This window comes from Winogradskyella wichelsiae (assembly GCF_013403925.1).
GTDB classification, from domain to species: domain Bacteria; phylum Bacteroidota; class Bacteroidia; order Flavobacteriales; family Flavobacteriaceae; genus Winogradskyella; species Winogradskyella wichelsiae.
In genome coordinates this window covers 1-26351 of sequence record NZ_JABFDJ010000001.1, presented here as the reverse complement: position 1 = coordinate 26351, position 26351 = coordinate 1, and the positions used below count along the sequence as shown (strand labels likewise).

General features: G+C 32.4%; 24 protein-coding genes. 10 read left to right on the top strand and 14 right to left on the bottom strand.

What is annotated here, in order from left to right; all coding sequences use genetic code 11:
* Positions 1–78: 78 nt before the first annotated feature.
* A complete protein-coding gene (locus tag HM985_RS00120) occupies positions 79–2478 on the top strand; it encodes a protein-disulfide reductase DsbD family protein (protein WP_179374287.1) in 2400 nt (799 codons plus the stop codon).
* On the opposite strand, the gene HM985_RS00115 is transcribed toward HM985_RS00120, so the two are convergent.
* Both HM985_RS00115 and HM985_RS00110 read right to left on the bottom strand, forming a co-directional pair.
* Entirely contained in the window at positions 2475–3818 is a 1344-nt protein-coding gene (locus tag HM985_RS00115; RefSeq protein ID WP_179374286.1) for a sensor histidine kinase, read from the bottom strand. The genes HM985_RS00120 and HM985_RS00115 overlap by 4 nt on opposite strands.
* Entirely contained in the window at positions 3808–5160 is a 1353-nt protein-coding gene (locus HM985_RS00110) for a sigma-54-dependent transcriptional regulator (RefSeq protein ID WP_179374285.1), read from the bottom strand. Before HM985_RS00110 ends, HM985_RS00115 begins: the two co-directional genes overlap by 11 nt.
* A 207-nt stretch (positions 5161–5367) precedes the next feature.
* On the opposite strand from HM985_RS00110, the gene HM985_RS00105 reads away from it, so the two are divergent.
* From HM985_RS00105 to HM985_RS00075, 7 genes are all read left to right on the top strand, one after another.
* A complete protein-coding gene (locus tag HM985_RS00105; RefSeq protein ID WP_179374284.1) occupies positions 5368–6618 on the top strand; it encodes an efflux RND transporter periplasmic adaptor subunit in 1251 nt (416 codons plus the stop codon).
* A 92-nt stretch (positions 6619–6710) separates the two neighbouring features.
* A complete protein-coding gene (locus HM985_RS00100) occupies positions 6711–7388 on the top strand; it encodes an ABC transporter ATP-binding protein (RefSeq protein ID WP_179374283.1) in 678 nt (225 codons plus the stop codon).
* 161 nt (positions 7389–7549) lie between these two features.
* Positions 7550–9967 carry an FtsX-like permease family protein gene (locus tag HM985_RS00095; RefSeq protein WP_179374282.1) on the top strand — a complete coding sequence of 806 codons (2418 nt, stop codon included), beginning with the start codon at positions 7550–7552 and terminating at the stop codon, positions 9965–9967.
* Between the two features lie 198 nt (positions 9968–10165).
* On the top strand, positions 10166–12517 hold the full coding sequence (locus HM985_RS00090) for an ABC transporter permease (protein ID WP_179374281.1): 2352 nt from the start codon (positions 10166–10168) through the stop codon (positions 12515–12517).
* Positions 12518–12535: 18 nt separating this feature from the next.
* Complete coding sequence (locus tag HM985_RS00085; protein ID WP_179374280.1) at positions 12536–13207, top strand: ABC transporter ATP-binding protein; 672 nt, start codon at positions 12536–12538, stop codon at positions 13205–13207.
* 230 nt (positions 13208–13437) lie between these two features.
* The gene (locus tag HM985_RS00080; protein WP_246284839.1) at positions 13438–14826 is read left to right on the top strand and encodes a TolC family protein; all 1389 of its coding nucleotides are present in this window, start codon (positions 13438–13440) and stop codon (positions 14824–14826) included.
* A gap of 119 nt (positions 14827–14945) precedes the next feature.
* The gene (locus HM985_RS00075; RefSeq protein ID WP_179374278.1) at positions 14946–15929 is read left to right on the top strand and encodes a DNA topoisomerase IB; all 984 of its coding nucleotides are present in this window, start codon (positions 14946–14948) and stop codon (positions 15927–15929) included.
* Positions 15930–15951: 22 nt separating this feature from the next.
* Here HM985_RS00075 and HM985_RS00070 read toward each other — a convergent pair whose 3' ends face one another.
* The 4 genes from HM985_RS00070 to msrB form a co-directional block, all read right to left on the bottom strand.
* Entirely contained in the window at positions 15952–16908 is a 957-nt protein-coding gene (locus tag HM985_RS00070; RefSeq protein WP_179374277.1) for an aldo/keto reductase, read from the bottom strand.
* Positions 16909–16920: 12 nt separating this feature from the next.
* A complete protein-coding gene (locus tag HM985_RS00065; protein ID WP_179374276.1) occupies positions 16921–17442 on the bottom strand; it encodes a peptide-methionine (S)-S-oxide reductase in 522 nt (173 codons plus the stop codon).
* 172 nt (positions 17443–17614) lie between these two features.
* Positions 17615–18154: a peptide-methionine (S)-S-oxide reductase MsrA gene (msrA, locus tag HM985_RS00060; RefSeq protein ID WP_179374275.1), complete on the bottom strand. Its 540-nt coding sequence runs from the start codon at positions 18152–18154 to the stop codon at positions 17615–17617.
* On the bottom strand, positions 18154–18606 hold the full coding sequence (gene msrB, locus HM985_RS00055; RefSeq protein WP_179374274.1) for a peptide-methionine (R)-S-oxide reductase MsrB: 453 nt from the start codon (positions 18604–18606) through the stop codon (positions 18154–18156). The genes msrA and msrB overlap by 1 nt, the downstream gene beginning before the upstream one ends.
* A 234-nt stretch (positions 18607–18840) precedes the next feature.
* Between msrB and HM985_RS00050 the strand changes: the two genes are divergently transcribed.
* Positions 18841–19269 (top strand): FKBP-type peptidyl-prolyl cis-trans isomerase, encoded by a 429-nt coding sequence (locus tag HM985_RS00050; protein WP_179374273.1) that lies wholly within the window; start codon positions 18841–18843, stop codon positions 19267–19269.
* 74 nt (positions 19270–19343) lie between these two features.
* Here HM985_RS00050 and HM985_RS00045 read toward each other — a convergent pair whose 3' ends face one another.
* From HM985_RS00045 to HM985_RS00015, 7 genes are all read right to left on the bottom strand, one after another.
* On the bottom strand, positions 19344–20180 hold the full coding sequence (locus tag HM985_RS00045; RefSeq protein ID WP_179374272.1) for a universal stress protein: 837 nt from the start codon (positions 20178–20180) through the stop codon (positions 19344–19346).
* Between the two features lie 68 nt (positions 20181–20248).
* The gene (locus HM985_RS00040) at positions 20249–21076 is read right to left on the bottom strand and encodes a universal stress protein (protein WP_179374271.1); all 828 of its coding nucleotides are present in this window, start codon (positions 21074–21076) and stop codon (positions 20249–20251) included.
* A 50-nt stretch (positions 21077–21126) separates the two neighbouring features.
* Positions 21127–21975, bottom strand: a complete 849-nt coding sequence (locus tag HM985_RS00035; protein ID WP_179374270.1) for a universal stress protein — start codon at positions 21973–21975, stop codon at positions 21127–21129.
* Positions 21976–22838: 863 nt separating this feature from the next.
* Positions 22839–23003, bottom strand: a complete 165-nt coding sequence (locus HM985_RS17180; protein ID WP_246284830.1) for a hypothetical protein — start codon at positions 23001–23003, stop codon at positions 22839–22841.
* Positions 23004–23089: 86 nt separating this feature from the next.
* Positions 23090–23434 (bottom strand): hypothetical protein, encoded by a 345-nt coding sequence (locus HM985_RS00025; protein ID WP_173589613.1) that lies wholly within the window; start codon positions 23432–23434, stop codon positions 23090–23092.
* Positions 23431–23934, bottom strand: coding sequence for a hypothetical protein (locus HM985_RS00020; RefSeq protein WP_179374269.1), 504 nt, complete (start codon positions 23932–23934; stop codon positions 23431–23433). The genes HM985_RS00025 and HM985_RS00020 overlap by 4 nt, the downstream gene beginning before the upstream one ends.
* Entirely contained in the window at positions 23900–24598 is a 699-nt protein-coding gene (locus HM985_RS00015; protein ID WP_179374268.1) for a HEPN domain-containing protein, read from the bottom strand. The genes HM985_RS00020 and HM985_RS00015 overlap by 35 nt, the downstream gene beginning before the upstream one ends.
* A gap of 154 nt (positions 24599–24752) precedes the next feature.
* Here HM985_RS00015 and HM985_RS00010 point away from each other — a divergent pair, with 154 nt between their 5' ends.
* Positions 24753–24974 carry a helix-turn-helix domain-containing protein gene (locus HM985_RS00010; protein ID WP_115813118.1) on the top strand — a complete coding sequence of 74 codons (222 nt, stop codon included), beginning with the start codon at positions 24753–24755 and terminating at the stop codon, positions 24972–24974.
* A gap of 561 nt (positions 24975–25535) precedes the next feature.
* Here the strand turns inward: HM985_RS00010 and HM985_RS00005 are convergent.
* Positions 25536–25997 carry a UPF0158 family protein gene (locus tag HM985_RS00005; RefSeq protein ID WP_179374267.1) on the bottom strand — a complete coding sequence of 154 codons (462 nt, stop codon included), beginning with the start codon at positions 25995–25997 and terminating at the stop codon, positions 25536–25538.
* Positions 25998–26351 lie beyond the last annotated feature (354 nt).

Below are 26351 nucleotides of genomic sequence, written 5' to 3'. Positions count from 1 at the left end.
TAAGATTTTTATAAATTAGACGGCAGTTAAATGATAACAGAAGCACAACTGTTACATTTGCAAATTAACTTGTCATTTATGAATATCAAAAAAGTACTTCTTCCTTGCCTAGTGGCATTCTTATTTTCATTCAATTTATTTTCACAAGTTTTCGATCCTGTAAAATGGGAAACAAAAGTTGAAAAGATTTCAGAGACTGAATACAATCTTATTTCTATAGCTACAATTGATTCTGGTTGGCACTTATACTCGCAGAATGTACCGGAAGGCGGACCTATTCCTACGAGTTTTTCGTATACAGACAATGAAAATTTTGAATTAGTTAAAAATACTTTAGAGGGAGAAGGAGAAACAGTTGACGATTCTATTTTTCAAATGAGAATTAAATTCTTTGGTGATAAAGCAGAATTTACACAACGTATTAAAGTTTTAAATAAAGAATTATCTATAGTTGAAGGTGAGGTTGAATTTATGGTCTGTGACGACGAAAAGTGTTTACCACCAACTTATGCTGATCTTAAATTCAATTTGAAAGAAGCTAAAAGGATTAAGACAGCGGCTAAACCAATGTCATTAAATTTTGGAGGAAAAGAACAAAATAAAATTCTAGAACCTGTAAAATGGAGTACTGCTGTTGAAGAAGTAAATGGTACCGAATTGATTTTGGTTTCTACTGCAACCATAGATAAGGGTTGGAAATTGTATGCTCAAAATATTGAAGACGGTGGACCAATCCCAACAAGTTTTGATTATAAATTAAAAGAAGGTGTTGCTCTGGTTGGTTCTACTAATGAAGAAAAAGGAGAAGAAAGTATGGATAAGGTCTTCGATATGAAGATTAAGTACTTTAAAAATAAAACAGAGTTTAGACAAAAAATTAAAGTTTCAGATACTACAATTACTACAATAGAATCAGAAGTTGGCTTTATGTCTTGTGATGATACACAGTGTACAGCACCAACGTATGTTGATTTAGAATATGATTTAACTAAAACTGTTGCAGCAACTTCAGATATCAAATTTAAATCAGATTCAGAAGAAGATGGATCAAACGAAGGTTTGTGGTCTATCTTTATTATTGCTTTCTTTTCAGGTTTTGTCGCCTTATTAACACCATGCGTGTTTCCTATGATACCAATGACGGTAAGTTTCTTTATTAAACAAAGTCAATCTAAAGCGAAAGGCATCCGAAATGCTATAGTTTATGGTTTATCAATAATCGTGATTTATGTTTTATTAGGTACTATAATTACGGCCATTTTTGGAGCAGATGCTTTAAATGCATTAGCGACCAATGTTTGGTTTAATTTAATATTCTTTATACTCTTAGTCGTTTTTGCCATTTCATTTTTAGGAGCTTTTGAAATCGTATTGCCGAACTCTTGGGCAAATAAAGCAGACAAACAAGCCGATAGAGGCGGACTAGTTGGTATCTTTTTTATGGCTTTAGCTTTAGCTATTGTATCGTTTTCTTGTACAGGACCAATTGTAGGTACTATTTTGGTAGAAGCGGCTTCTAAAGGTGGTATCGCTCCTGTAATAGGTATGTTAGGTTTTTCATCTGCAATCGCCTTACCATTCGCTTTATTTGCAGCGTTTCCTGGTTGGTTAAATTCGTTACCAAAATCAGGAGGTTGGTTAAATACGGTAAAAGTTGTTTTAGGATTTTTAGAATTAGCTTTAGCTTTCAAATTCTTATCGCAAGCCGATTTAGTATTACAATTACACTTCTTAGAACGCGAAGTATTTATTGCCATTTGGATTGCTATTTTCGGAACATTGTCTTTATATCTTTTTGGAAAAATACAATTACCACACGATTCTCCACTAAAGCATATTTCAGTAGGACGCTTATTATTTGGTTTACTGACCTTAACATTTACAATTTATATGATTCCTGGACTTTGGGGAGCACCATTAAAAATTATTAGTGCCTTTCCGCCACCGTTAGACTATTCAGAATCTCCTTATGGAGTTGGAAATTCTAAAGGTGGTGGTGCAAGTATAACAGATATTCCTGAAGGAGCACATTTATTAGCACCACACGATATTTTGGCATTCAACGATTATGAAACCGGTTTGGCCTATGCTAAAAAAGTAGGGAAACCTGTGATGCTCGATTTTACGGGTTGGGCTTGTGTGAATTGCCGTAAGATGGAACAAAATGTTTGGGTTGATCCACAAGTATTATCTAAACTTAAAAATGATATCGTCCTTATTTCTTTATATGTTGATGAGCAAATTGATTTTCCTGAAGGTGAAGCGCCAGATTCAAAATTAAGACCAGGAAAAAAACTAAGAAACAAAGGTCAGATGTGGAGCGAATTTCAAACCGTTAAATACAAAACGAATACACAGCCTTATTATGTGTTAATGGATCATAATGAAGAAAATCTTATTGAGCCTGTTGCTTATACACCAGACATTGAAGAATATGATGCTTGGTTAAAAGAAGGTATAGGGAATTTTAAGAATTAAAACACCAGACTAAAAACAGACCCTTCGCCTTCCACACTTTTAACAATGATTCTACCTTTATGAAGCAACATAATTTGCTTACAAAGACTTAATCCTATGCCACTTCCTGTAGTTTTACTGGTAAAGAAAGGCACAAATATGTTCTCTAAAATAGCTTTTGGGATACCAGAACCATTATCAATGACTTTTATAACAATATCTCTATTAGGGTTCTGAGATGCTAATACTTTAATTTGTGAATGGTCTGTACTTTTACAGGCGTCAACAGCATTTAAAATAAGATTGATAAGTACTTGTTCTATAAGATGTGCATCAATATCTAATTCTAATTTTGGTGAGGTAACCTCGAATGTAATGTTAATAGCTTTGGCTTTTATGGATGGTTCCATTAAAAGCTGAATGTTACTAAATAAGTCTTCAATTTTAACACGTTGTAAGTTGAGGTGTGTCACTTTACTTAAACTTCTATAGGTTTTTGCAAATTTTAAAAGGCCTTCACTGCGGTTTTTAATAGTTTTTACACCAGCATTTAAATCCTCTAATTCAAGGCGAGTTTCTTCAGGATGTTCTATAGCTAATTGCAAGTTTTGTTGAAGTGTATCTGCCAAGGACGAAATTGGAGCTATAGAATTCATAATTTCGTGTGTCATCACGCTTAAAAGCTTCTTCCAAGATTCTGATTCATTTTTATTTAACGTATTATCAATGTCTTGAATGACAATCAACTTAAATGCATCATCCTTTACTTGAAATACCGTATCGGAAATTAAAATTTTTATGGTTTCATTTTGAAGTGCAATGGAAATGGAATCAGGTTCGCGATGATAGGTTTCAAAAACGGTATTATACAATTCTGGTTTTCTGTTTTCAACAAAGCGGATATTTTTAAAAGATGGGACATCTAGAATGTCGCCAAAAGGCTCGTTACTCCAAAGGACGTCTCCCGTTTCGAGATTATACGCAATAATTCCGATGTCTACCATTTCTAAAATCTTCTGTAGATACACATATTGTGCTTCGTTTTGCGAATTGATGTCTTTAATGGTTCTATTAATCTCATTAAAACCGGTGTATAAAAACCGAATATCTTTTGGACCTCTGTCTTCTGGAAACCAACGTGAGAAATCACGATATTTAACGGCTTCAAAAAAATCATCTATAGCAACAAAACGACGTTTTACAAAGGTATAGGTGTTTATGAGTAAATAGAGTAGCGCGATGCTAATAATAACAATATAAGTGGATTGATCGTTGTAAATGAAATAGACTAATGCGAGTATAGCACCTACTAAAAGAAGCACTCTAAAAAAGAGCCAAAATATGTAACTTTTATAGTTCATACTTTTCTAGTCTTCTGTATAAAGCAGCTCTTGTAATCCCTAGATCTTTAGCTGATTTTGAAACATTACCTTTATTCTTTTCAAGGACATTTAAAATGGCGTTCTTTTCTAAATCGTCTAAGTTTAAACTCTGAGTTTTCATATTTGTAGAGGTCGATGAACGCTCTATAGAAGAAAATACTAAATCTTCTGGTTTTAAAACCGAGCCATCTGTCATAATCACAGCTCGTTCTAATACATATTGAAGTTCTCTTACATTACCTGGGAAGTCGTGATTTTTTAATTTTGAAATGAATCCGGAATCAAAAGAAAAGGGGTTTTTATTATATTTTTCAGCATATAAAGCTATAAAATGATGTGCTAATGCTGTAATATCTGTACCACGATCTCTAAGAGGTGGAGCAATAATATCAACGGTATTTATTCTGTAAATTAAATCTTTTCTAAATTTCTTTTCGTCCGCTAAAATTTGAGGATTGATATTAGTAGCGCAAATCAACCGAATATCTATAGAAATAGGTTCATTTGAGCCCAACGGAGTCACTTGTCTGTTTTGTAAGACGGTGAGTAATCGGACTTGCTGACTCAAACTGATATTTCCTATTTCATCTAAAAAAAGTGTGCCAGCATGGGCGGCTTCAAATCGGCCTTTTCGATCTTCTCTAGCATCGGTGAAAGCCCCTTTTTTATAACCGAACAATTCACTTTCAAATAGCGATTCTGTTAAAGCACCAACATCTACTTTTACAAACGGTTGGTGTTTTCTATTAGAGTTATCATGAAGCGCACGAGCAATTAAATCTTTTCCCGTACCATTTTCACCAAGGATTAAAACATTAGCATCTGTTGGTGCTACTTTTTTGAGTTTGGTAAAGACATCCGTCATAACATCGCTATCACCAATAATGTCAACAGAATTTGTGTTAATTTGCTTCTTTCTAGTGTTTTGAGAGGTCTTCTGACTTAGTATCGTAGTCATGGTTTCTACGATTTTTTCATTCTTCCAAGGTTTCATTAAAAAGTCGGAAGCGCCTTCTTTTAATCCGCGTATCGCTAAATCAATATCGGCATAAGCGGTCATCAAAATAACAGAGGTTTCAGGTTTTTGTTGTCGAATTTTATTTAGCCAAAAAATACCTTCATTACCAGTATTCACTAAACCATTAAAATTCATGTCTAGAACAATTATGTCGTAAGCAGTCTTCTCAATTTGAGATAGAATATTACTCGGATTCTTTTCAGTGACCACCTCTTTAACCAGTGGTTTTAAAAGCAAGCGTAATGCTGTTAATACATCAACATCATCGTCTATAACTAATATTGTAGCGTTTTTTAATACCATCCATACAATATTACGATATTAAATTCAGCTTATAAAAATTCAAAAAATAAAATTTCAGTAGTGTTTAAAAGTGTGCATTTTCGAACATAACGTGTATCAAAATCGGACACTTTTAGTTTTGACAAAAACAATAATTAGTTGAAAGTCAATATTTTGTGTTTTTGGCATCATCTTCACTATATAAAAAGTATAAATAATAGATATATAATGGACGTTCCAATTCAAAAGAAGAAATTTTCAACTCAAAAAATAGGATTAGCTATAGGGATTATAGCAATATTAGCTTTAATCATATATGTTATTTTTCAAACCTCAGGTGGTTCTAAATTGAATGTGGATAGAGAGCGAATTTCAATTAGTACAGTAAGTGAAAATGTATTTCAAGAAAACATTCCGGTTAACGGTATTGTGCTTCCAATCACTACAATTTATTTAGATGCTTTGGAAGGTGGACGTGTAGAAGAGAAGTTTGTTGAAGATGGTGCTATGTTGAAAAAAGGAGAGCCAATTTTAAGATTATCAAATACCGATTTGGAATTGAGTCTCATTAATCAGGAAACGTCGGTGTATAATTTATTAACACAGATGCAAATTTCCCAAAATGCAGCGCGCCAAAATACTATCAACAGACAAAATCAATTTACTGATGTTGAAAATAATCTTATTGAAGCCGAACGTGTTTATAATTTAAACAAACGGTTATATGAAAAAGGTGCGATAGGAAGAATGGATTACGAATCGTCTCAGAATAATTACAACTATCAGAAAGAACGTATGAAACTATCTAAGCAAGTACTATCTGAAGATACCATTTCTTCAAAATTAGAAGTGAGTCAAGCAAAAAACTCATATGCCAGAACGCAAAGTGCATTAGAGCTTATGCGAAAAAAAGTAGGCGATTTAGTGGTGAGAGCACCAATCGATGGGCAGTTAACGTCGCTAGATGCTGAAATTGGTCAGTCCATTAATAAAGGTACACGATTAGGTCAGGTTGATGTGATTACTGGTTATAAAGTAAGAGTGGATATTGATGAACATTATATTTCGAGAATCTATAATGGTCAAACTGGAACCTTCGTGCTGAATAATAAAACCTATACTTTAGAAATTAAAAAGGTATTTACACAAGTTACCAATGGTCGTTTTCAAGTGGATATGAAATTTCAGGGTGATGTGCCTGAAGGTATTAGAAGAGGTCAAAATCTTCAAATTAGAGTGGCTTTAAGTGCAGAAAAAGAAGCGTTGTTAGTTGCGAAAGGTGGATTCTTTCAAAAAACAGGGGGGAACTGGATGTTTAAAGTCAGTGAAGATGGAAACACTGCGTACAAAGTCAACATAAGATTAGGAAGCCAGAATACAGAATATTATGAGGTGCTTGATGGTTTAAATCCTGGAGATAAAGTGGTCACCTCGAGTTATGATGCTTTTGGAGATACGGAAGAGTTGATTTTGAAATAGAACCAAGATAATAAAGAATAGAAAAAAAGACTAAAATTAACAACCAATAACTAAGGGCTAATAGCCAAAGCTACAAGATAAAAACTTATACGATGATACAAATAAAAGACTTAGAAAAATTCTATAAAACCGAAGAAGTACAAACCATAGCCTTAAACAAATTATCATTTAATGTTAAAGAAGGTGAGTTTGTGGCGATCATGGGACCTTCGGGATGTGGGAAATCAACACTATTAAATATTTTGGGATTACTAGACGATCCGGATGGTGGGAGTTTTATGTTTAACGGCACAGAAGTCGCTGGTTATAATGAACGCAAGCGTTCGGAATTGCGTAAACACAATATCGGTTTTGTATTCCAGAGCTTTAACTTAATCGATGAGCTTACCGTTTTTGAAAATGTAGAATTACCATTAATCTACACAGGTGTTAAACCGGCAGAACGTAAAAAGCAAGTGGAAGCAGTTTTAGAGAAAATGCAAATTATGCACCGAAGAAATCACTTTCCACAACAACTTTCTGGTGGACAGCAACAACGTGTAGCTGTGGCAAGAGCGGTTGTAAACAAACCTAAACTAATTCTTGCCGATGAGCCAACAGGAAATTTGGACAGTACTAATGGAAATGAGGTAATGGATTTATTAATAGATCTTAATGAAGCAGGAACAACCATTATTATGGTAACACACAGTGAACACGATGCAAAATACAGTCACAGAATTATAAGAATGTTAGACGGACAAAAAGTAACTGAGAATATCTTGGCATAAATCGACTTTCATCAATCAATCAATCAATCAATCAATCAATCAATCAATCAATCAATCAATCAGGCGGAAAGCACTTTAGTAAATCATAAAACAATTCATCACATACTACTGAAGTGCCAAAGCCAAATCAATCAAAAAACGAACAGTAATTCTAATACATCATGTTTAAAAATTATATCAAAATAGCAATCAGAAACCTCTGGAAAAACAGAACATTCACGGCACTCAATGTCGTAGGTCTTACAGTGGCATTCGGAGTAGCACTATTATTAGGCATGTATGCCGTTTTTCAATTGTCTTTTGATCGCTTTCATGAGCATGGAGATGAAATCTATCAAGTGTATACAGAAGATAGTGGGTTAAATGGCATTGAAGCTAACATCTCAAAATCCGAACCTTTTGCTGCCGCTTTGAAAGATGAGGTTACAGGAGTAGAGAAAATTACACGTTATAATGGTTCTGGAGTCTTATTAACGTATCAAGACAAGCAGCTTGGTATGGGGACTGCTTATGTAGATCCCGATTTTTTCGACATGTTTAGCTTTTCAATTATAAAGGGTGATAAGACAAATCCAATAACGTCAGAGTCTTCAGTTGCAATGACAGAGCAGGCTGCAAAACGCATATTTGGTGATGAGAATCCTATAGGGCAAACCGTTACGATTTTAAGAGATGAAGTAGAAGTGCCTTTTAATGTCACCGCGATTATTGAAGATTTTCCCAATACAAGTTCTATAGGTTTTGATATCGTACTCAATTTTAAAAGTCAAAATGAGCATGCTTATGCCAGAACTGTAGGACGTTGGGACATGGAGAATCATGAGGTGTATATGCAACTTTCTGAAGGTTTAAAACCTGAGCAATTTGAGAAAAGCACAGCAGATTTTACCCAATTACATTATAAAAATGAGATTGATAATGCCAAGCGAGATGGCCTTCAACCTAATGCAGATGGCCTTTACAGACAAATAAAAGTATTGCCGTTGGCAGATGTTCGTTTTGCTAATTTTAATCAAGGAGTCGTTAGTGTCAATCGTACCATGCCTTATTTAGTTTTGGGAATTTCTTTTTTAATTCTGTTTATCGCTTGTGTGAATTTTATAAATATGAGTATTGCTAAAAGTTCACAACGTTTACGTGAAATCGGCATGCGAAAAACGCTTGGAGCCAATAAAAAACAGCTCTTCTTTCAGTTTTGGGGTGAAAGCATTTTAGTGTTTTTGATTTCCATAGGGCTAGGAATTTTATTAGCCGTGTTTTTACTACCATACTTTCAAACCTTATTTAAAACCCAAGCGTCATTGGCAACCTTACTAAACCCAACATTGTTATTGGTGCTTATTTTAAGTGTTTTGCTGATTACATTAATTGCAGGAGGTTATCCAGCGTTATTAATGAGTCGTCTTGGGACCTTACAAAGTTTAAAAGGGAAGCTCGATGTCAATGGTAAAAACCATTTGCGAAATAGTTTAATGGTCTTACAATTCGGTATTGCTATTTTACTGATTAGTGGTACGCTTGTCCTTTGGGATCAGGTGGGATTTATGAGGGCTAAAGACTTAGGTTTCAACAAAGATCAGGTGATTGCTTTTCCACTGAATGGCGAACTTAACGATCAACAAGCAATAGAATTACTTCGAAATACGCTTCAAGATAAACCTAATATTGAAAGTGTTACAGCATCTAATAATATTTTAGGTTTAGGAAAAGATGGCTCGCGATCGACTAGTATTTTAGGTTTTGAACACAAAGGTAGAGGCGTGGATACACACATGGTGGTTGTAGATGCCGATTACGTTGAAACTTTAGATTTGAATATTATTGAAGGTCGTTCATTTCGAAAAAACTTAGCGAGTGATAGTCTTTCGGTTATTATCAATGAAGCCATGGCGAAGCAACTTAATGAAGATGATATTTTAGCCTCACAGATAGATTTAGATGATGCAGTATATTCTGTTGTAGGAGTTATTAAAGATTTCAATTTTCAAGAACTTGACCAGAATATTGCACCAATGACTTTATTTGCGCTTCCTAACTGGAATTTACGCAACGTATACGTTAAGGTGTCATCACAAAATTTAGAACAAGCTTACACCGATGTAAAAGCAGCTTGGCATACTATTGAGCCTAATGCCGAATTTCAAGGGTCATTCTTAAATGAAAATATTGAAAGAACATTACGCAGTGAACGTACTATGATTACAATGATAGGTAGTGGCTCTATACTTGCTATTGTGTTAAGTTGTATTGGTTTATTTGCAATGTCATTACTAATTGTTGCACAACGTAAAAAAGAAATAGGAGTACGTAAAATTGTTGGTGCGAGTGTCTCGGCCATTACAATATTACTGACTAAAGACTTTTTAAAATTAGTAGTCATCGCTTTTTTAATCGCGTCGCCAATAGCATGGTGGGCAATGCATAATTGGTTACAGAATTATGCGTATCATATAGATCTTAATATTTGGATGTTTCTATTGGCAGGCGGAATTGCAGTAGTAATAGCCATGCTTACCATAGCCGTAAAAACAATAAAAGCCGCAACCTCTAATCCTGTAGATGCATTACGAACGGAATAAAATTTGCATAAGATTATTTCTTTGAGGGTATTATGAATTCCTATTTAAACTGTTCATTTACGAACAAGATGTGTATCAAAAACGAACACTATGGACTTTAAAATAAAAAGTAATTAATTGGTTTTTAATGTTTTGTAGTTTTGGCATCATCTTTACTATATAATAAGTAGTAATAATTAATTCAGTCAAAAAAAGAATATGATTTTAAATTATATAAAAATAGCCTTCCGGACTTTACGTAAAAATAAAGGGTATAGCTTTCTGAATATTTTCGGATTAGCCATCGGAATTACCTGTGCCAGTTTAATCTTTCTATGGGTTGAGGATGAGTTGAGTTTCGATTCAAATTTTCCGAAGCAAGATCAGGTTTACTTTGTATCGACACATCAAGAATATGAAGGTGAATGGCGTACTTTTGGTTCTACACCAGGACCTTTAGCAGAAGCTATGAAAGCGGAAATTCCTGGAGTGGTTAGAGCATCTAAAACAAGAGGGCTAGATCTTTTGTTTTCAGTTGGTGATAACGTAGTCAATAGATTTGGACGTTATGTTGATAACGATTTTTTAGACATATTCAGTCTGACTTTTATTGAAGGAAATAGTGCTGAAGCGTTTAAAAACCCTGAGTCCATTGTTATTACTCAGGCTACCGCAGAGCAGTTATATGGAGAACATGAAAAGGTTGTCGGAAAAATACTTAAAGTAAATAGTACAGATAATTATTTAATTTCTGGAGTCATTGAGAATTTACCTAACAATGTAAGTTATCCGTTTGCATGGTTGGCACCATTTGAACGTTATGGTCGTGATAAAGAATTTACAAGAGAATACGGCAGCTTTTTTGCGGATACCTTTGCAGAGTTATCACCAGATGCTGATTTTGAAGCTGTAGATGCGCAAGTCCGAAACTTACTGCAAGAGCAAACAGGAGATGCCGATTCGAAAGCCTTTTTACATAGTATTAAAGATTGGCATTTAAGAGCTGATTTTGAAAATGGAGAACAAGTTGGTGGTCGTATAGATTCAGTTAAGTTATTTACAGTTATTGCTTTAATTATCTTGCTGATTGCTTGCATCAATTTTATGAATCTATCGACAGCACGAAGCGAAAAACGTGCTAACGAAGTTGGTGTAAGAAAAGCAATGGGTTCTGGCCGTGCACGTTTAATGATTCAATTTATTTCAGAAGCTTTGATTCTCGCTTTTATAGCTACATTGGTAAGTGTTATATTATTGTTAGTTCTATTGCCACAATTCAATTTATTGATAGAGAAAGATTTAGTTTTAGGGCTTTCAAAACCTTCACATATCCTCTTTTTACTAGGAATAGCAATTATTTGTGGAGTTTTCGCCGGACTTTATCCTGCCTTTTATTTATCGTCATTTAAGCCTGTAGAAGTTTTAAAAGGCTTGAAAGTCACTCAAGGATCTGCAACATTTATTAGAAAAGGATTAGTTGTTGGTCAGTTTACGATTTCTATTGTTTTTATTGTCAGTACCATTTTGGTCTATCAGCAAATTCAGCATGTAAAAAATAGAGATTTAGGATATAGTAAAGACCAGTTGATTTCAATGAAAGTGACTGGGGCTATGATTGAAAAGTTTTCAGTCATCAAACAAGATTTGAAAAACACAGGAGCGATTTCTAATGTTGGTTTAAGCAATTCCAATATTTTAAATGGTGGAAATAATGGTTCTAATTTAACATGGACAGGAGGAGTGGATACGGAAGATATTCTTATTTCCTTCCGACTTGTTAATGCAGAATTTTTTGAAACCACAGGAATGGAGCTTAAAGAAGGCCACGGTTTTAGTGAGAACAGAGCCAAAGATAGTGCTAGTGTTTTAATAACAGAATCGTTTGCAAAATTAATGGGGAAAGGCAGTGCCATTGGTAAAAAGGTCACCTTAGATGATACTTATACGGTTGTGGGCGTTGTAAAAGATTTTTTATATGGTGACATGTATGGTGCTAGTGATCCTGTATTGTTTTTGAACTATCATGATGAAGCCAGTTTTATGTATTTAAAAACAAATTCTGAAATTCCTACAAATGACATGTTGGCTAAGGTTGAAGCGGTTATGAAGACACACAATCCGGCATTTCCATTTGAATATAGCTTTTTAGATGAAACTTTTAATGCCAAATTTAAAAGTGAACAACTTGTCGAAAAATTATCTCAACTTTTTGCATTGCTCGCCATTCTTATTTCATGTTTGGGACTTTTTGGATTAGCCGCATACACCGCAGAACAGCGTAGTAAAGAAATTGGAGTACGTAAAGTGTTAGGGGCAAGTGTTTCTGGTATTGTAAAATTATTATCTAAAGACTTTTTAAAACTCGTTGGGATTTCAATTGTAATCGCTATTCCTATGGCTTGGTATGCTATGGAAAATTGGCTTCAAAATTATGCCTATCGTATAGAAATCAATGGATGGATTTTTGTAATTGCGGGAGTTGTAGCTATTATAATTGCGATGGTGACGGTAAGTTTTCAGGCGATTAGAGCGGCAATTGCAAATCCTGTGGATAGTTTAAAAACAGAATAAATAAAATCAGCAATCAAAATGAAAACTATATTAGTTAGCTTAAACGAAGCCACAAGAACAGTCAATTCAGGTCGCCATAAAATTACATTACTAGATAATATCAATTTAAATGTTGAAGAAGGTGAATTCATTTCACTTATGGGACCTTCTGGTTCTGGGAAATCTACTTTGTTGAATTGTATTGGTATGTTAGATAATTTTACAGATGGAGGTTATACATTTCTTGGGCAACCAGTGCATAGAATGAAAGAAAAAAATCGTTCTAAACTCTACAAAGAATATATTGGTTTTGTGTTTCAGGCATATCATCTTATTGATGAACTCACCGTTTATGAAAATATTGAAACCCCGTTGCTCTATAAAAATGTAAAATCTTCTGAGCGCAAAGCTATGGTGGCAGATATGTTAGACCGTTTTAATATCGTTGGAAAGAAAGATTTATTTCCTATTCAATTAAGTGGAGGGCAGCAACAATTAGTTGGTATTGCTAGAGCTTTAATAGGACAACCAAAGCTGATTTTAGCAGACGAGCCAACAGGGAATCTAAACTCGAAGCAGAGTGAAGAAATTATGGAGCTCTTTGCGCAATTAAATAAAGAAGGAGTGACCATAATTCAAGCCACACATTCCGAAAGTAATGCCGCTTATGGATCAAGAATTATTAATCTGCTTGATGGAAAAATAGTTTAATCACCACTAATAAAAATAACATGTCAATAACATGCCGTCACTTCGAGTGAAATTTTCGCATTTTAGAAAATTTTGTATCGAGAAGTCATTAATAGATATACGTTTCTCAATACATATCCTTCAAAATCGAATGTTAGTATTAATGATTCTAAAGGAATAATAGTGCTGACTAAACAAAAAAAAAGTAACAAATCATGATACATAAACTGATAATACTAATCATCATTTTTATGATGAACCGGACTGGTGTTGCTCAAAATGACACTGAGAAAAGTTATACTTTAGACGACTGTATTGCTATCGCTTTAGAGCATAATCTCGATTTAAAATCTACCAATTTACTAGCCAATTCAGCAAAAGTAAATTACCAACAATCCAAAGCAGATGTATTACCAAGTCTTAATGGTAGTTTTAATTTAGGGGTTAATGATGGTAGAAGTATCGATCCATTTACCAACGCTTATATCAATCAGGAATTGACCTTTTCTAACTTAGGATTGAGTTTAGATATGACCATCTTTAATGGCTTTCGGTTATTAAATTCTGCCAAACAAAATCGATTGAATAAAAAAGCTTCAGAATTAGAAATTGAAGCAGCACAACAAGATTTAATTTTAAATGTAACCTTAGCCTATCTTCAAGTTTTAAATGCTAGAGATGTTTTAGAATTAACAAAAGCACGATTAGAAACGACTAAACAACAACTTAAAATTCAACAAGGTTTTTACGATAATGAATCAGGTAATCCAGCTGATTATGCAGATATTTTGGGACAAGTGGCGAGTGATGAAACAAGTGTTTTGGTATCTGAAAGCAGCTTAAATAATGCAAAATTAAGCCTAATGCAATTGATGAATTTAAAAGAGAATATCAATTTAGTTACCGATGGCTTACTTCTCGATTTTAATAAATATGAAGTTTCTGCCAATGCTGTTTTTAAAGAAGCTATTCAAAATTTGGCCACATTTAAAGCTAAGGAATTGCGTATAGAAGCAGCTAAAAAAGGAGTGAGTGTTGCAAAATCTCAATTCACACCAGAAATATCGCTTTTCGGAGGTATCAATACCAATTACTCTAGCGCAGCTGAGTTATTTTCTTCAACAGGAACAAGCATTGTTCAAACAGGAGATTTTGTAACGGTCGATGGTCAAGATTTACTAATTATGACAGAGCAGACCAATTTTGATTCAAACGGTATTGATTACAAAGACCAATTAGATAATAATTTAAATACGGTTGTTGGTGTTCAAGTTTTTGTTCCATTATTTAATGGTTTTAGAGCTAAAAATAATGTGGCTTTAGAAAAAATTAAAGTTGAAGAATCTATCATTGAATTAGAACGTACACATGTTGACATTAAGAATGCGATTGCTCAGGTATATTTTGATATGGAAGCGGCTTATAAGCGTAATGAAAGTTTAGAGAAACAGGTGGAAGCCTACGAAGAGTCGTATCGCATTAATGATATTAGATTTAAAAACGGTGTTTCTAATTTCTTAAATTATATTACAAGTAAAAACAATCTGGACAACGCCAAAGTGAATCTCTCCAATGCCAAATACGATTACTTACTACGTGTAAAAGTTTTAGATTATTATAGAGGAACTAATCTATTATGATTAGTTGAATTCGTTCAACTTTTTATCTTCAGAGTAAAGCAGATACATTTCATGGTTTTTGAGCTAATGCATTTGGCGTTAAAGAATTTACTTTATAGTTCATTAACAATAATGACATCATGTACCAAAGAAAAAAGCATGGCAGAGGCTTTCGATATGTCGATAGCGCTGATAAAACGATTAAAGATAAAGATCTAAAAGAATGGTTTAAATCATTGGTTATTCCACCGGCTTGGACAGAGGTGGAAATTAATCCTAAAAAGTCAGCTAAGATTTTAGTGACTGGTAGAGACGATAAAAATAGAAAGCAATACATCTACAACCCTATATATAGAGAAAAACAAGATCAAGAAAAGTTTAACCGTATCCTGAAGTTTGCGGGGAAGTTAGAACGTATGCGACGCGTTACAGGTCAGCATCTACGCAAGCGTAAATTAGTCAAAGAAAAAGTGCTTGCCTGTATGGTTCGACTTTTGGAAGCGGCTTATTTTCGTCCTGGTAGTGACCGTTATTCTAGGGAAAATCACAGTTATGGATTAACTACCATAAGAAGTAAACATTTGCAAATTGAAAATGATGAACTCATATTTCAATATATAGGCAAATCTGGGAAAGAGCAAGAACGACATATTATTGATGCAAAATTGGCAAAAATAGTAAAAGAAATCGATGAGTTACCTGGTTATGAAATATTCAAATTCATTGATGAAGATGGTGTAAAACAAGACGTGAAGAGCGACCATCTCAATGAGTATATCAGAGAGGTTATGGGAGAGGAATTTTCGGCTAAGGATTTTAGAACTTGGGCCGGTACTGTAATTGCTGCTATGGCTTTAGATGAGATTGGTTATTCTAAAGAACAAGACCAAAAAGCACTTGATAGTAATATTCGTGAAGCAGTTATTAGGGTAAGCGAAAGGTTAGGGAATACGCCGTCGGTTGCACGCAGTTCTTACATTGATCCACGTGTTATTGATGAATATATTGATGGGAAAACCATTAATTATTTTCAAAAGGAAATTATACGACTTTTGAAAGTGAATGAAACTTTATCACGAGAGGAAATAGGGGTTTTATGTATGTTGAGAAAGAAAATAACTTAAAGTATTGCGTGTTTATTGTCAATTAATTCCATTCTAAGTCACTGCGTTCATTCCAATAATGATCTTTAGATATTACTAATGACTTTAATGTTGTAATTTCCTCTTTAGTTAGAACCAAATTTGAAACTTTTAAGTTTTGTTCTAATTGAAGTGAATTTGAAGCACCACTTAATACCACTTTAGGTTCTAAATAATCCATGATAAATCGAATAGCAATAGCATCATATCCGACGTTATATTTATTAGAAATTGTTTCTAAATAATTATAAGCTTTATCATATATTTTAAATTTATCATTCTTAAAGATGCGACCGTTGGCTAGCCCTTCTTTAATGATTACTGTTTTACCTTCATTAATTAATTCTTTTAAAATCTGAAAAGTAGATTGTTCAAAAATATTGAAAGTTACTTGATAGCTGTCGAATAAGGCTTCACCGTTAAATTTAATTTTTCTAGCCTCTTCTATAATTTTTACTTGTTCCGTTCCACTTGAGGAAATCCCGATTTCAAGCTGATGCTTTTTCTTTAATTCATTTAATCTAGACAGTACAGTCACATTTGTTAAAACACCACTATCTAGTGTTGCAGAATGTATTTGATAGATCTTTAAGTTAGGTAGTAGGGCTTTAGATACTTCCCATTGCTCATTCAATTTTTCAATAGAATGTTCTTTAATTTCATGCTTTCCCGAAAATCCAATTTCCCAGTTAGCCACATACGTATAGCCAAATTTTGTGGATAAACGGACGTCATTATAACCTCGAGAGTCATTCCAATTCTGTAAAAATTCTTCACCTAAACCATAAGAAGGAGCAACATCAAAATCTCTAATACCAAGTTGGTAAGCTTCATCTAAAACCTTAAAAGCAGTGTTTTTAAAAGTTTTAACAGATTTATCAATATTAGGATTTAGTCTAATATTTAGATAATCTGGTCTTCCTAAAGCCGCTAAACCTAATCCTATTTTTGTGTTGCTCATCTGTTAATGCTTTTATGTGATTTTTAAAGTTTTGGGAATAAAGTCTGTGTTTACATGATTTGAAAAATCATTTAATAATAATTTCAATTTAGGATTTATAAAGCGTTCACAAAAAGGTTTTTTAGGATTTTTTTGATAGTAATTCTGAATCGCTTTACGAGAAGCTTTAAATGCTGAAAAAGGATAAACTTTAGTGATTAATTTATTTTTAAATATTGGTTGAAATTTCTTCAGTATAGTTTCCGATTCAATTTTTTGAGTTCCAGAAAATGAATAGATAGCAGAGCGGTATTTTTCTCGCATAGAATGCGTTGATGTACTTTTGTGTGTGCGTAAATGAATTTCAATTAAAACTTGAAGGGAGATAATATCAGCGTCATAATATAGGATAACCGCTTCAGAAAAGGAGCTGTTTTCATCATGAGATGCTATAAAACCCTGTTCAACATTAGACACACCTTTCAAAGATTGAAATACAGCTTCAGTGCACCAGTGACATCCACCTCCAAATGCTATTTTAGTTTTCCTATCCATTTAATTAATTCAGTATCCGACGGGTTTCGTATATTACCTAATGTTGCGTTTTAGACATTGATCAGAGCCCTAAAATTTGATGTTTAAAAGAGATGACATTTACAGCTAACTTTCTTTCTTAGATAATATTGAAAAGAAACTCTCAGTAGAAAGTTCCTTTTCAATATTTGCTTTATTTCAATTTATCGGAATGTAATTTTCTAAGTTTTGCCAATTTAGGATCAATAACAAAACCACAATAACCATATTCGGGATTATTTTTATAAAAATCTTGATGCTCTTGTTCTGCTTCATAAAATGTTGGAGCTGCTGATAATTCAGTAACAATTGGATCTTGGTAGTATTGCGCAAGCTCTTTTATTACAATTTTTGCAATTTTCTGTTGCGCTTCATCATGGTAATAAATTACAGAACGGTATTGTGTTCCTCGGTCAGCACCTTGTCTATTAAGTGTTGTTGGATCATGAGTGGTCATAAAAACAACTAGGATATCTTCATAGCTAATGATATTCGCATCAAATGTAATCTGTATAACTTCTGCATGCCCAGTTAAACCAGAGCAAATTTCTCTATACGTAGGTCGTCCTGGAACGGTTCCGCCTGAATAACCAGAAAGTACTTGCTCTACACCTTTTACTTCTTCGAATACGGCTTCTGTACACCAAAAGCAGCCACCACCAACAGTAGCTATTTGTAATTTTTTTGTACTCATTAGGCAGTCTCCGTATCTAAAATCATAGATTCTGAATTTACGCAATAGCGTAATCCACTTGGTTCTGGGCCATCTGGAAATACATGTCCTAAATGCGAGTCGCAAGTATTACACATAACTTCTACGCGCACCATTCCGAAGGCAGTATCTTTTTCGTACTTAATAGCATTTTCTTTTATAGGTTGTGTAAAACTTGGCCAACCTGTGCCTGAGCTAAATTTAATAGTCGAATCGAATAAAGGTGTGTTGCAACAAATGCAGTTATATTTTCCTTCGTCATAAGCTGTACAAAGATCACCACTATGTGCGCGCTCTGTTCCTTTTTGTCTGGTAATTCTGTATTGCTCTTCTGTTAATTGTGCCTCCCATTCAGCTTCTGTTTTTTCAACGCGCCTGTCTGGATTTGGATTTCCTTTTACAGAAAAGTTAATGATGTCTTTCCAAGTTAACATAAGTAATAGTTCTTTCTTTTAAATTATTGAAGATAAAGATAGTCGAAATGTTTATTAATTTCTTACCATTTTTGTGTGCGTGGTGATTAGTTTAATTTATAGAAGTAAAATACAAACCTAAATGACATATTGACGTTAAGTTTTTCTTAATTCTAGAGAAAATCTGCTTATCATTCTTTTTTCTCTGTTATAAACAATAATTTTGCGGCTCATTATAATGAAAACAAGAAATTTATGAGTCAAGTAAAAGAAAACGATACTGTTAAAGTACATTATACAGGGAAATTAAAAACAGGACAAGTCTTTGATAGTTCTTTAGAGCGTGAGCCTTTAGAATTTACATTAGGACAAGGGATGTTGATTCCTGGTTTTGAAAATGCAGTTATCGACATGAAAGTGAATGATAAGAAAACTGTTGACATTCCTGTAAATGAAGCTTATGGCGATGTCAAGAAAGAATTATTTCATAAAGTTGAAAAAGCACAATTACCAGAAGAAATTAAGCCAGAAGTTGGTTTAGGTTTAGCTTCTAGAGATGAGCAAGGTAATGAGCACCAATTTAGAATTGCTGAGGTAAATGAAGATCACGTAATTGTTGATGGAAATCATCCTTTAGCAGGGCAAGAATTAGTCTTTGAATTAGAATTGGTTGAGATCAAATAAGCATCTACTATTTTAAATAAAAAAAGACCTGTAAATTAACTTTTACAGGTCTTTTTTTATTTTTTTATCGATTTTTAATTCATTTCTGGTATGACAAGAAAAGGTATAATAGGATGAAAACCAATTTTTTGAATTACAGGTTCATTCATTACATTTTCAATAAAACTATGTTTATAATTAATCATTACAAGAATATTGATGTCATAATCTTTAATGAAATCAATAATAGATTGTTCTTTAGTACCAAAATTAGGCATCCAATCTATACAGCTTGGACAATCTTCAATATAAGCCTTTAACATCGATAGGTTATAACTTTGCTTATCACTTAAATTATCAGAGACATTGATGTGAGCAATTCTTATTTTAGAATCATACAATTTTGAGAGTTCTAATAAAGGTTGTAATTCGTCTCCATAAAATCTATTATAATCCGTAGGGAAAGCAACTTGTTCTGGTTTAATAAAGTTATATCCATCAGGAATAACCAAGACAGGACACAATCTTATTTTATTAATAATATTTACGGTGTTACTCCCAAAGAAAAATTCTTTAGCTCCAGTAGCACCTTTAGTCCCCATAATTACTAAGCTTATTTTAAAATCTTGAATTGCACTTTCAATAGTACTAAATAAAGGTTCAACGCTATGAATAGTTTCAAATTTATGATCAGAATTAGTACTTTCTGCTTTTGCCTTATTTGTTAATTCTAACAATTGAGCCTTTGCTTCTTTCTTTTGTAATTCTATAAAACTTGATGTAATATAAGTTCTAGATGTTTTGTTTGTAAATGACCATGAATGCAAAAAGTAAAAAGTACAAGGTTCATTAGCATATAATTTTAAAGCGTAAAGTATAGCGCTCCAAGAATTATCTGAAAAATCTGTTGGTAATAATATTTGGTGTCTCATGATGTTTTTTTTATCCTCTATTACAAAAATAGTTTATGGCTTTTACATCTAAAATGATTTTTATCAGTTTAGCGAGGTATCACCAAAAATGGTATTGTAGGGTGAAATCCTATATTTTTTATGACGGGCTCCTTTACTAAATTTTCTAAAAAACTATGCTTGTAATTTATCATTACTAGTATATTTATTTTTAGTTCCTTAATAAAATCATTGATAGCTTTTTCTTTTTTGTCACAGTTTGGCATCCAATGAAAAATACTGTCATTATGGTCTAAACCTATTTTTAACAATGCTAAATTTTGTTTTTGAGTTTTAGAAATAGCTTCTTCAGTATTAATATGTACAATTCTAATTTTAGAGTTATAAAGATCAGCTAAATCCTTTAATGCAGATAATTCTTCTCCATAAGGGCGATTATAATCGGTGGGGAAAGCGATTTCTTCAGGTTGTATATACTTGTACTCATTTGGAATTACTAAAACGGGACATTTTTTTATCTGTTTAATAACGTTTACAGTATTACTACCAAACATAATTTCTTTTGCTAAAGTTGCTCCTTTTGTACCAATAACAATAATATCAATCGCTTCTTTCTCTACAAGAACTTCAATTGAATTGTGTAAAAGGTTTGTGCTTAAAAAGACTTTAAATGTATGATTTTCATTAGCATATTCTTTTTCTACTTTTGCTTTCAATTGCCCTAAATCCTTTTCTGCGTTTTCTACCAATACACTTATCAGTTTATTAGAAATATTAGACATTGAAGAGGCTTTCATTTTTGTAGAATGCAAAAAGTGAAAAGTACATTGTTCATTAGCATATAATTTTATGGCGTATAAAGCAGCACTCCAAGCATTATCTGAAAAATCGGTTGGTAAAAGTATATTCTTTGGCATGATTAGGTGTTTAGAGGAAGGTGTATGTATTAAGTTGAATGATTGTTTGATTACTTTCTAGCTGTATTTTGAAACGCTAAAAGTGGAATGTCTAATCCAAGACTTACTTTATCTATTGTAGAAGGAAATAACAGATCTTCTAAAAAAGAATGTTGTGTATTTATCATGGTTATCATATCTATTTCATTTTCTTTAATATAGCCAGAAATAGTATCTGCAATTTTATTGCTGTTTTCAATTTTAAAGTTTATTTTATTGGGTGATAATGTGTCTTTTATAAACGCTTTATTATCTTCTTGTCTTATAGATAATTTAGAACTCGTTGTAATATAAACAACATCTATTTTACTTCTATAGGATTTCGCTAAAATAGACAACAATTTTAATTCACGTCGTTTATAAGGAATAAGATAATTTGTAGGAAACATTACTTTTTCAGGTTGCGTATTTGTGTAATTTGCAGGAATGGCTAAAACCGGACATTGTACATATTTTAAAACCTGAAAAGTCTGACTTCCAAATATAATATTACGTGTATTAGATTTTCCTTGCGTACCCATGACAATCAGATCTATATTCTTATCATCAGCTATGGTGTTAGCTTCTTCAACAAGTGTATTATTAGCAGAAATAGTTTGGAAAATATATCTAGGGTTTGGTGCAATTACCTTTAATTCATTTAAAAGCTTGTCTAAATTATTTTGAGATTTTGTGTTTACCTTTTTTAATACAGCTTCAAAAACCTCTCGAGATACTAACTCATCATGATCATAAAACTCATTGCCATAAGCATGCATCAAAAAGAATTCTACTTTTTGATACTTAAAAAATTCTAAAGCATATTTAATAGCATTAATAGAGTTTTTGGAGAAGTCTGTTGGTAAAAGGATAGATAACATGATCTTAGCTTTTATTTGTGAATTTAAATTTACAAAATAAATTTATTTTAATTTATGATATATGTCAGTAGAAAAATAAATGAAACGCTTTGTGTTGTTATTCAATGGAGTAGTAATTATTAAACGTTTAGAGCAGATACAATGTTAGCTAATCATAGTTTAAACTTAAAAAAATATAAATGATTTTACTGTAATTTGAAATGCAAATAATATGGAGGAAACTAAAGAAGTAGATGTGGAAGAATCAGGTTTTAACCTAAAAAAATAAACCCCTTATGTCTTTTCAGATATAAAGGGTTTTAATGGTGGAGTCGGAGACAACGACCATAAATTGTACTTTTCAGTGTTTATAATGCTTTCAAAAGGATCTGATTTTATTGGTCACCGAATTGGTCTCGATTTAACAAAATTTAACACTTAAGTTTATGTCTGCATTATAAATTATAATAATTCGGAGCTAATTTTATTATTTGGTATAAGAGCCACATAATTATTTTCTATGACATCAAATAAAAGCGTGCATTATAAGATACTTTAAATAATTATTAAAAAGTATAATTACGGGTAGAAGAGATACTCGAAGATTTTTGAATATCGATGTACATATCCTTACAGTTTAATGAATTAAATAAATAAAATTGAACGATAGGAACCTAATCAAGTTTGGTAATGTTAAAGCCATTAAAAGGTAATAATTTAGAAAACTTAAAATATGTTTATTATAATGTATTGAAGGTTGTTCAATGAATTGATATTTAGTATTCTTTGAAAATATATTAGTCATTTGATCTGTTATCTTTCAACAAAACATTCACATTATCTAAAAACTCACCTTCATCAAAAGGGAGTAATTTATTGGCTAATTATAAGGTCTTACGAATATCCAATCCATCATCTTCAGTTCCATTAGAGTTATTGACATGACTGGCCATTATACAGACATTAATTAACGATTCAATGGTAATAAATAAATCGAGATAGCCGTCGAACTGTAAAAAGAGAGACTTTAAACTTACCCGTTTGTACATTAGAAGGTTCTAATGTTATTAATTTATATTTAGCTGATCTTATCAGCTTTTCAAGGTCTTTTCTTTTTTGTTTCATATCGTCGTATTTAAGGTTTCGGTTTTTTGAGTTCCTGTGCGGAAAGGATTTCAGTGATCTTATCCAAACAGAACATTTGGTCGTGAGGCAAGAGATCAATAACCATCTCTAGTACCTTGGTTACGCTATTTGTTGGCGTCTTATTGCTATGTTTAGGAGATACGAAAACCCCATTGCCATCTAGTGCATAATAGCACAATTCTAAAAGTGCAGAAATACTGCTGGTTATGTCCTCATGGTCAGAGACCTCAAAACTTATGGTCTTTCTTGTTCTATTGCCATGTGGATCTAAACTTACTCCAGGGAAATTTTTAATGTGCTTCTTTATTGCCTTTAATTTCTTTTTTTCTTTCATAAGCTGTTCCTTTTCGGGTTTAAAACTATATCCTTAATGCCATCCAAAACTTCCATTTCATTATGGGGTATCATGTCTAATATATATCCTAAAACTTCTTTGATATTATGCTCTGGATTGGGAATGGATCGTGTAGAGCAGTGGTCTGTATCCATAGCTGTGATACATACCTTTAGTAGATTTGAAATCATGAAGGATGTGTCCAAATAACCTTCAGTTAGTACATCGATAGTATATAGCCCTTTTTTATGAGGGTAGGGTTTTAGGGTTGAAAAGTCATTTATAGAAAGTGAATTAATAAACTTAGACAATTCTGTATCATTTGGCTGAGAAGATTCTTTTTTCGGAATACTAACATCGTTTGGATTTAATTCGTGCTTTACACAATCGTCCAACTTATTTTTAAATAACAACGTGGCTATTAATTCAATTTTAGTAGCTTTCTCTATTATTCTATGAATTTGTTCATTGTTCATTGTTAATATGGTAATTGTTTTCATAACGTGTAGTGATATAGGCATCATCCAATAATTTTAAAAGGTGTTTCTCTTCTTCTATTTCCGTATTGAAAAGATTACCAAGTTCAGCTGAAAATATTTTTAGATATGTTTGAAGCTCTTTGATACTATGACTTTTTCGTTCTTTACCCATTAAAATAAGGGCAGCATAGCGAAACCACAATTCTATATATTGGTGGAGCATAAAAGCCGCTTGAGGAAGATTACTTTTTTCGACAAAAAACTTAACACCATCCATAAACGCAGCTATTTTACAACGTTCTTTTTCGTAAATCGATTGTATCTGATCTAACGTTTTTCCTGTTGCATAATACTCATGAAAACTATCTAATTCTGAATTTAGATTATAGAAGATTTGTTTTTCCCATGAGGAGCCATGAACAAAAAATAAGTTTTCTTCTTTTAACTGGTGATGGGCATATTCAAAAGAAAATATTCGGTATAAGAATTCTGTTTCCTCTTGAAATATTTTAGCAACCATCGCTGATAATTCTTTGGTTAAGGAAGAACAATTTCCTTGCAGTATTATGATTAATAAATGTTTGAGATATTTTCCTCCTTCGTCTTTTGATTTGTATACATACTTAATTTCTAAAAGAGATTTTAGTTTGTCTATGATGTGTTTAATATGTATTTCATTATTCATACCTTATTTCTTTTGAATAGTAACTTTATTAATTAATCTTTAGAATATCTAAACAAATCCATATAAAAACTATTTAAATTCAAAATTAAACTTTAGTAATTCTATCTTTTTCTATATTCAAAGTATATTTATATATATAAATTCGAAATTATTTATGACATCCTTAGGTTTGTATCTTACAAAAAAATCAGTTAATAGAGCCTTGGTTTCAAGGCGTACTCGTATAAGTCAGGCTAGGCTTTCCCAACTGAGTTCTAATAAATCAACTAAGTTGCGAGCTGAAGAACTTTATTTAATTGCTTTAGCTATTGATGTGGATCCTGGTGAATTATTGAAGGAGGTTTATAAAGACCTTAAACTTCCTAAAGAATGTTGATCAAAAGATCATTGTGAGCTAAATCTATTTGCTATGTTCATTATATGGTTGGCTAATGATATAAGTGAAGCACTTTATTTTTTTCTAGTTTGATTAATAAGTTTCTCAAATTACTTCTATTCACTCGTTCATAACATAATGAGAGTAATATTTACACCTAAGTTAAAAACGAGAGTAATATTTTATTAAACTTACTTTAGTCAATAAAACAAATGTTGGCAGTAGTCCTCTTTAGTCTGATAAAATTTAAAAAGAATATTCCATATAAGACCTCATTATAACGACCACAGGTAAGTTTAGTAACAACTTTCTTGTCTTGAAATATGACTACAGATTAAAATTAAATTAAGTTGAGAAATATATTATTTAAGTGCTGTTTTGATGCTTGAAAATTCAATAAAGCTTGGAGACATCTTTATGAGCTAATCGAAGCCAAAGGAAAGAATAAAAATCAACATTAATTGCAATGTGTAATAAATTACTGAAAACAGGCTTTTACTATCGCAAAATCAGAATTAATATTTGATGCAGCAGAAGTACGCTAGTGAAAATTAATAGGTTTTATTTGTTTTTTGGCTGAGCACTTTGCTGTGCGCAGGCTTTTCCGCTCTCTAATTGATTTTCTACTATTTTTTCCAACTCACTTTTCTTAAATTCAAACCACCTTTGTCTATATTCAGAATGGTCAATTTTATGCTTAAAATTCTGAAATGGCTTTTTATTTTCTAAAATATTTTCCAATTGTGATTTTAGATTTTGGTCAGATAACTGCTCAACAAAAAGTTCCATAATTTTAAACGACTCAAAGGTTTCTAATGTCTCAAATTTTATAAAATCCGTTTTATGTTTTTCCACTTTTTCTAAACTGTCACTAAAAGCCTCTTTAAATTCATCCTCGTCCGAAAATTGTGAAAAATTCGGAATTGCAACAATTTCGTAAGTTTTAGAATTGTAATAACAGTCAAATCCGCAATCCAATTCTTGTGCTATTTCCTTTATTATTTCTGACTGTCTTTTTTTCATTAGATTGCTCTTCTCTGATACTTTTCAATTAGTTTTAATTCGCTGTTGTTAAATACGGAAATCTGTTCTGAATACCGTCTAATTACTTTGTTATTTTTGTACATAATGTTTAAAATTATGTAGCCTTTATTCAGGACGGGTCATTATTGCATACAACGGTCTTGTGTATGGTTAGTTGCGTGGTTCAGCAACTAATTTAGCAAACTTTTACGAACCCGTGAATATTCCGCAGGAATATTCGCAAGTAGGTAAGAACAAAGCAATTAATTATACACGGCTTAAGTTAGCATTTTAATAAAAACACTAAATTTAAGCTATATAATTAGAAAGAACAAAAGAGAGGAATAAGGTTAA

What these genes read in the sequence shown, in the direction of transcription:
- HM985_RS00070 (WP_179374277.1), bottom strand. Translation starts at nt 16,908, where the DNA reads ATGAGCAACACAAAAATAGGATTAGGTTTAGCGGCTTTAGGAAGACCA.
- HM985_RS17180 (WP_246284830.1), bottom strand. Translation starts at nt 23,003, where the DNA reads ATGTACAAACGGGTAAGTTTAAAGTCTCTCTTTTTACAGTTCGACGGC.
- HM985_RS00105 (WP_179374284.1), top strand. Translation starts at nt 5,368, where the DNA reads ATGGACGTTCCAATTCAAAAGAAGAAATTTTCAACTCAAAAAATAGGA.
- HM985_RS00040 (WP_179374271.1), bottom strand. Translation starts at nt 21,076, where the DNA reads ATGCCAAAGAATATACTTTTACCAACCGATTTTTCAGATAATGCTTGG.
- HM985_RS00020 (WP_179374269.1), bottom strand. Translation starts at nt 23,934, where the DNA reads ATGAAAACAATTACCATATTAACAATGAACAATGAACAAATTCATAGA.
- HM985_RS00095 (WP_179374282.1), top strand. Translation starts at nt 7,550, where the DNA reads ATGTTTAAAAATTATATCAAAATAGCAATCAGAAACCTCTGGAAAAAC.
- HM985_RS00050 (WP_179374273.1), top strand. Translation starts at nt 18,841, where the DNA reads ATGAGTCAAGTAAAAGAAAACGATACTGTTAAAGTACATTATACAGGG.
- HM985_RS00100 (WP_179374283.1), top strand. Translation starts at nt 6,711, where the DNA reads ATGATACAAATAAAAGACTTAGAAAAATTCTATAAAACCGAAGAAGTA.
- HM985_RS00080 (WP_246284839.1), top strand. Translation starts at nt 13,438, where the DNA reads ATGATGAACCGGACTGGTGTTGCTCAAAATGACACTGAGAAAAGTTAT.
- HM985_RS00035 (WP_179374270.1), bottom strand. Translation starts at nt 21,975, where the DNA reads ATGTTATCTATCCTTTTACCAACAGACTTCTCCAAAAACTCTATTAAT.
- HM985_RS00065 (WP_179374276.1), bottom strand. Translation starts at nt 17,442, where the DNA reads ATGGATAGGAAAACTAAAATAGCATTTGGAGGTGGATGTCACTGGTGC.
- HM985_RS00075 (WP_179374278.1), top strand. Translation starts at nt 14,946, where the DNA reads ATGTACCAAAGAAAAAAGCATGGCAGAGGCTTTCGATATGTCGATAGC.
- HM985_RS00110 (WP_179374285.1), bottom strand. Translation starts at nt 5,160, where the DNA reads ATGGTATTAAAAAACGCTACAATATTAGTTATAGACGATGATGTTGAT.
- HM985_RS00005 (WP_179374267.1), bottom strand. Translation starts at nt 25,997, where the DNA reads ATGAAAAAAAGACAGTCAGAAATAATAAAGGAAATAGCACAAGAATTG.
- HM985_RS00015 (WP_179374268.1), bottom strand. Translation starts at nt 24,598, where the DNA reads ATGAATAATGAAATACATATTAAACACATCATAGACAAACTAAAATCT.
- HM985_RS00115 (WP_179374286.1), bottom strand. Translation starts at nt 3,818, where the DNA reads ATGAACTATAAAAGTTACATATTTTGGCTCTTTTTTAGAGTGCTTCTT.
- HM985_RS00045 (WP_179374272.1), bottom strand. Translation starts at nt 20,180, where the DNA reads ATGAGACACCAAATATTATTACCAACAGATTTTTCAGATAATTCTTGG.
- HM985_RS00090 (WP_179374281.1), top strand. Translation starts at nt 10,166, where the DNA reads ATGATTTTAAATTATATAAAAATAGCCTTCCGGACTTTACGTAAAAAT.
- HM985_RS00010 (WP_115813118.1), top strand. Translation starts at nt 24,753, where the DNA reads ATGACATCCTTAGGTTTGTATCTTACAAAAAAATCAGTTAATAGAGCC.
- HM985_RS00025 (WP_173589613.1), bottom strand. Translation starts at nt 23,434, where the DNA reads ATGAAAGAAAAAAAGAAATTAAAGGCAATAAAGAAGCACATTAAAAAT.
- HM985_RS00085 (WP_179374280.1), top strand. Translation starts at nt 12,536, where the DNA reads ATGAAAACTATATTAGTTAGCTTAAACGAAGCCACAAGAACAGTCAAT.
- HM985_RS00120 (WP_179374287.1), top strand. Translation starts at nt 79, where the DNA reads ATGAATATCAAAAAAGTACTTCTTCCTTGCCTAGTGGCATTCTTATTT.
- msrA (WP_179374275.1), bottom strand. Translation starts at nt 18,154, where the DNA reads ATGAGTACAAAAAAATTACAAATAGCTACTGTTGGTGGTGGCTGCTTT.
- msrB (WP_179374274.1), bottom strand. Translation starts at nt 18,606, where the DNA reads ATGTTAACTTGGAAAGACATCATTAACTTTTCTGTAAAAGGAAATCCA.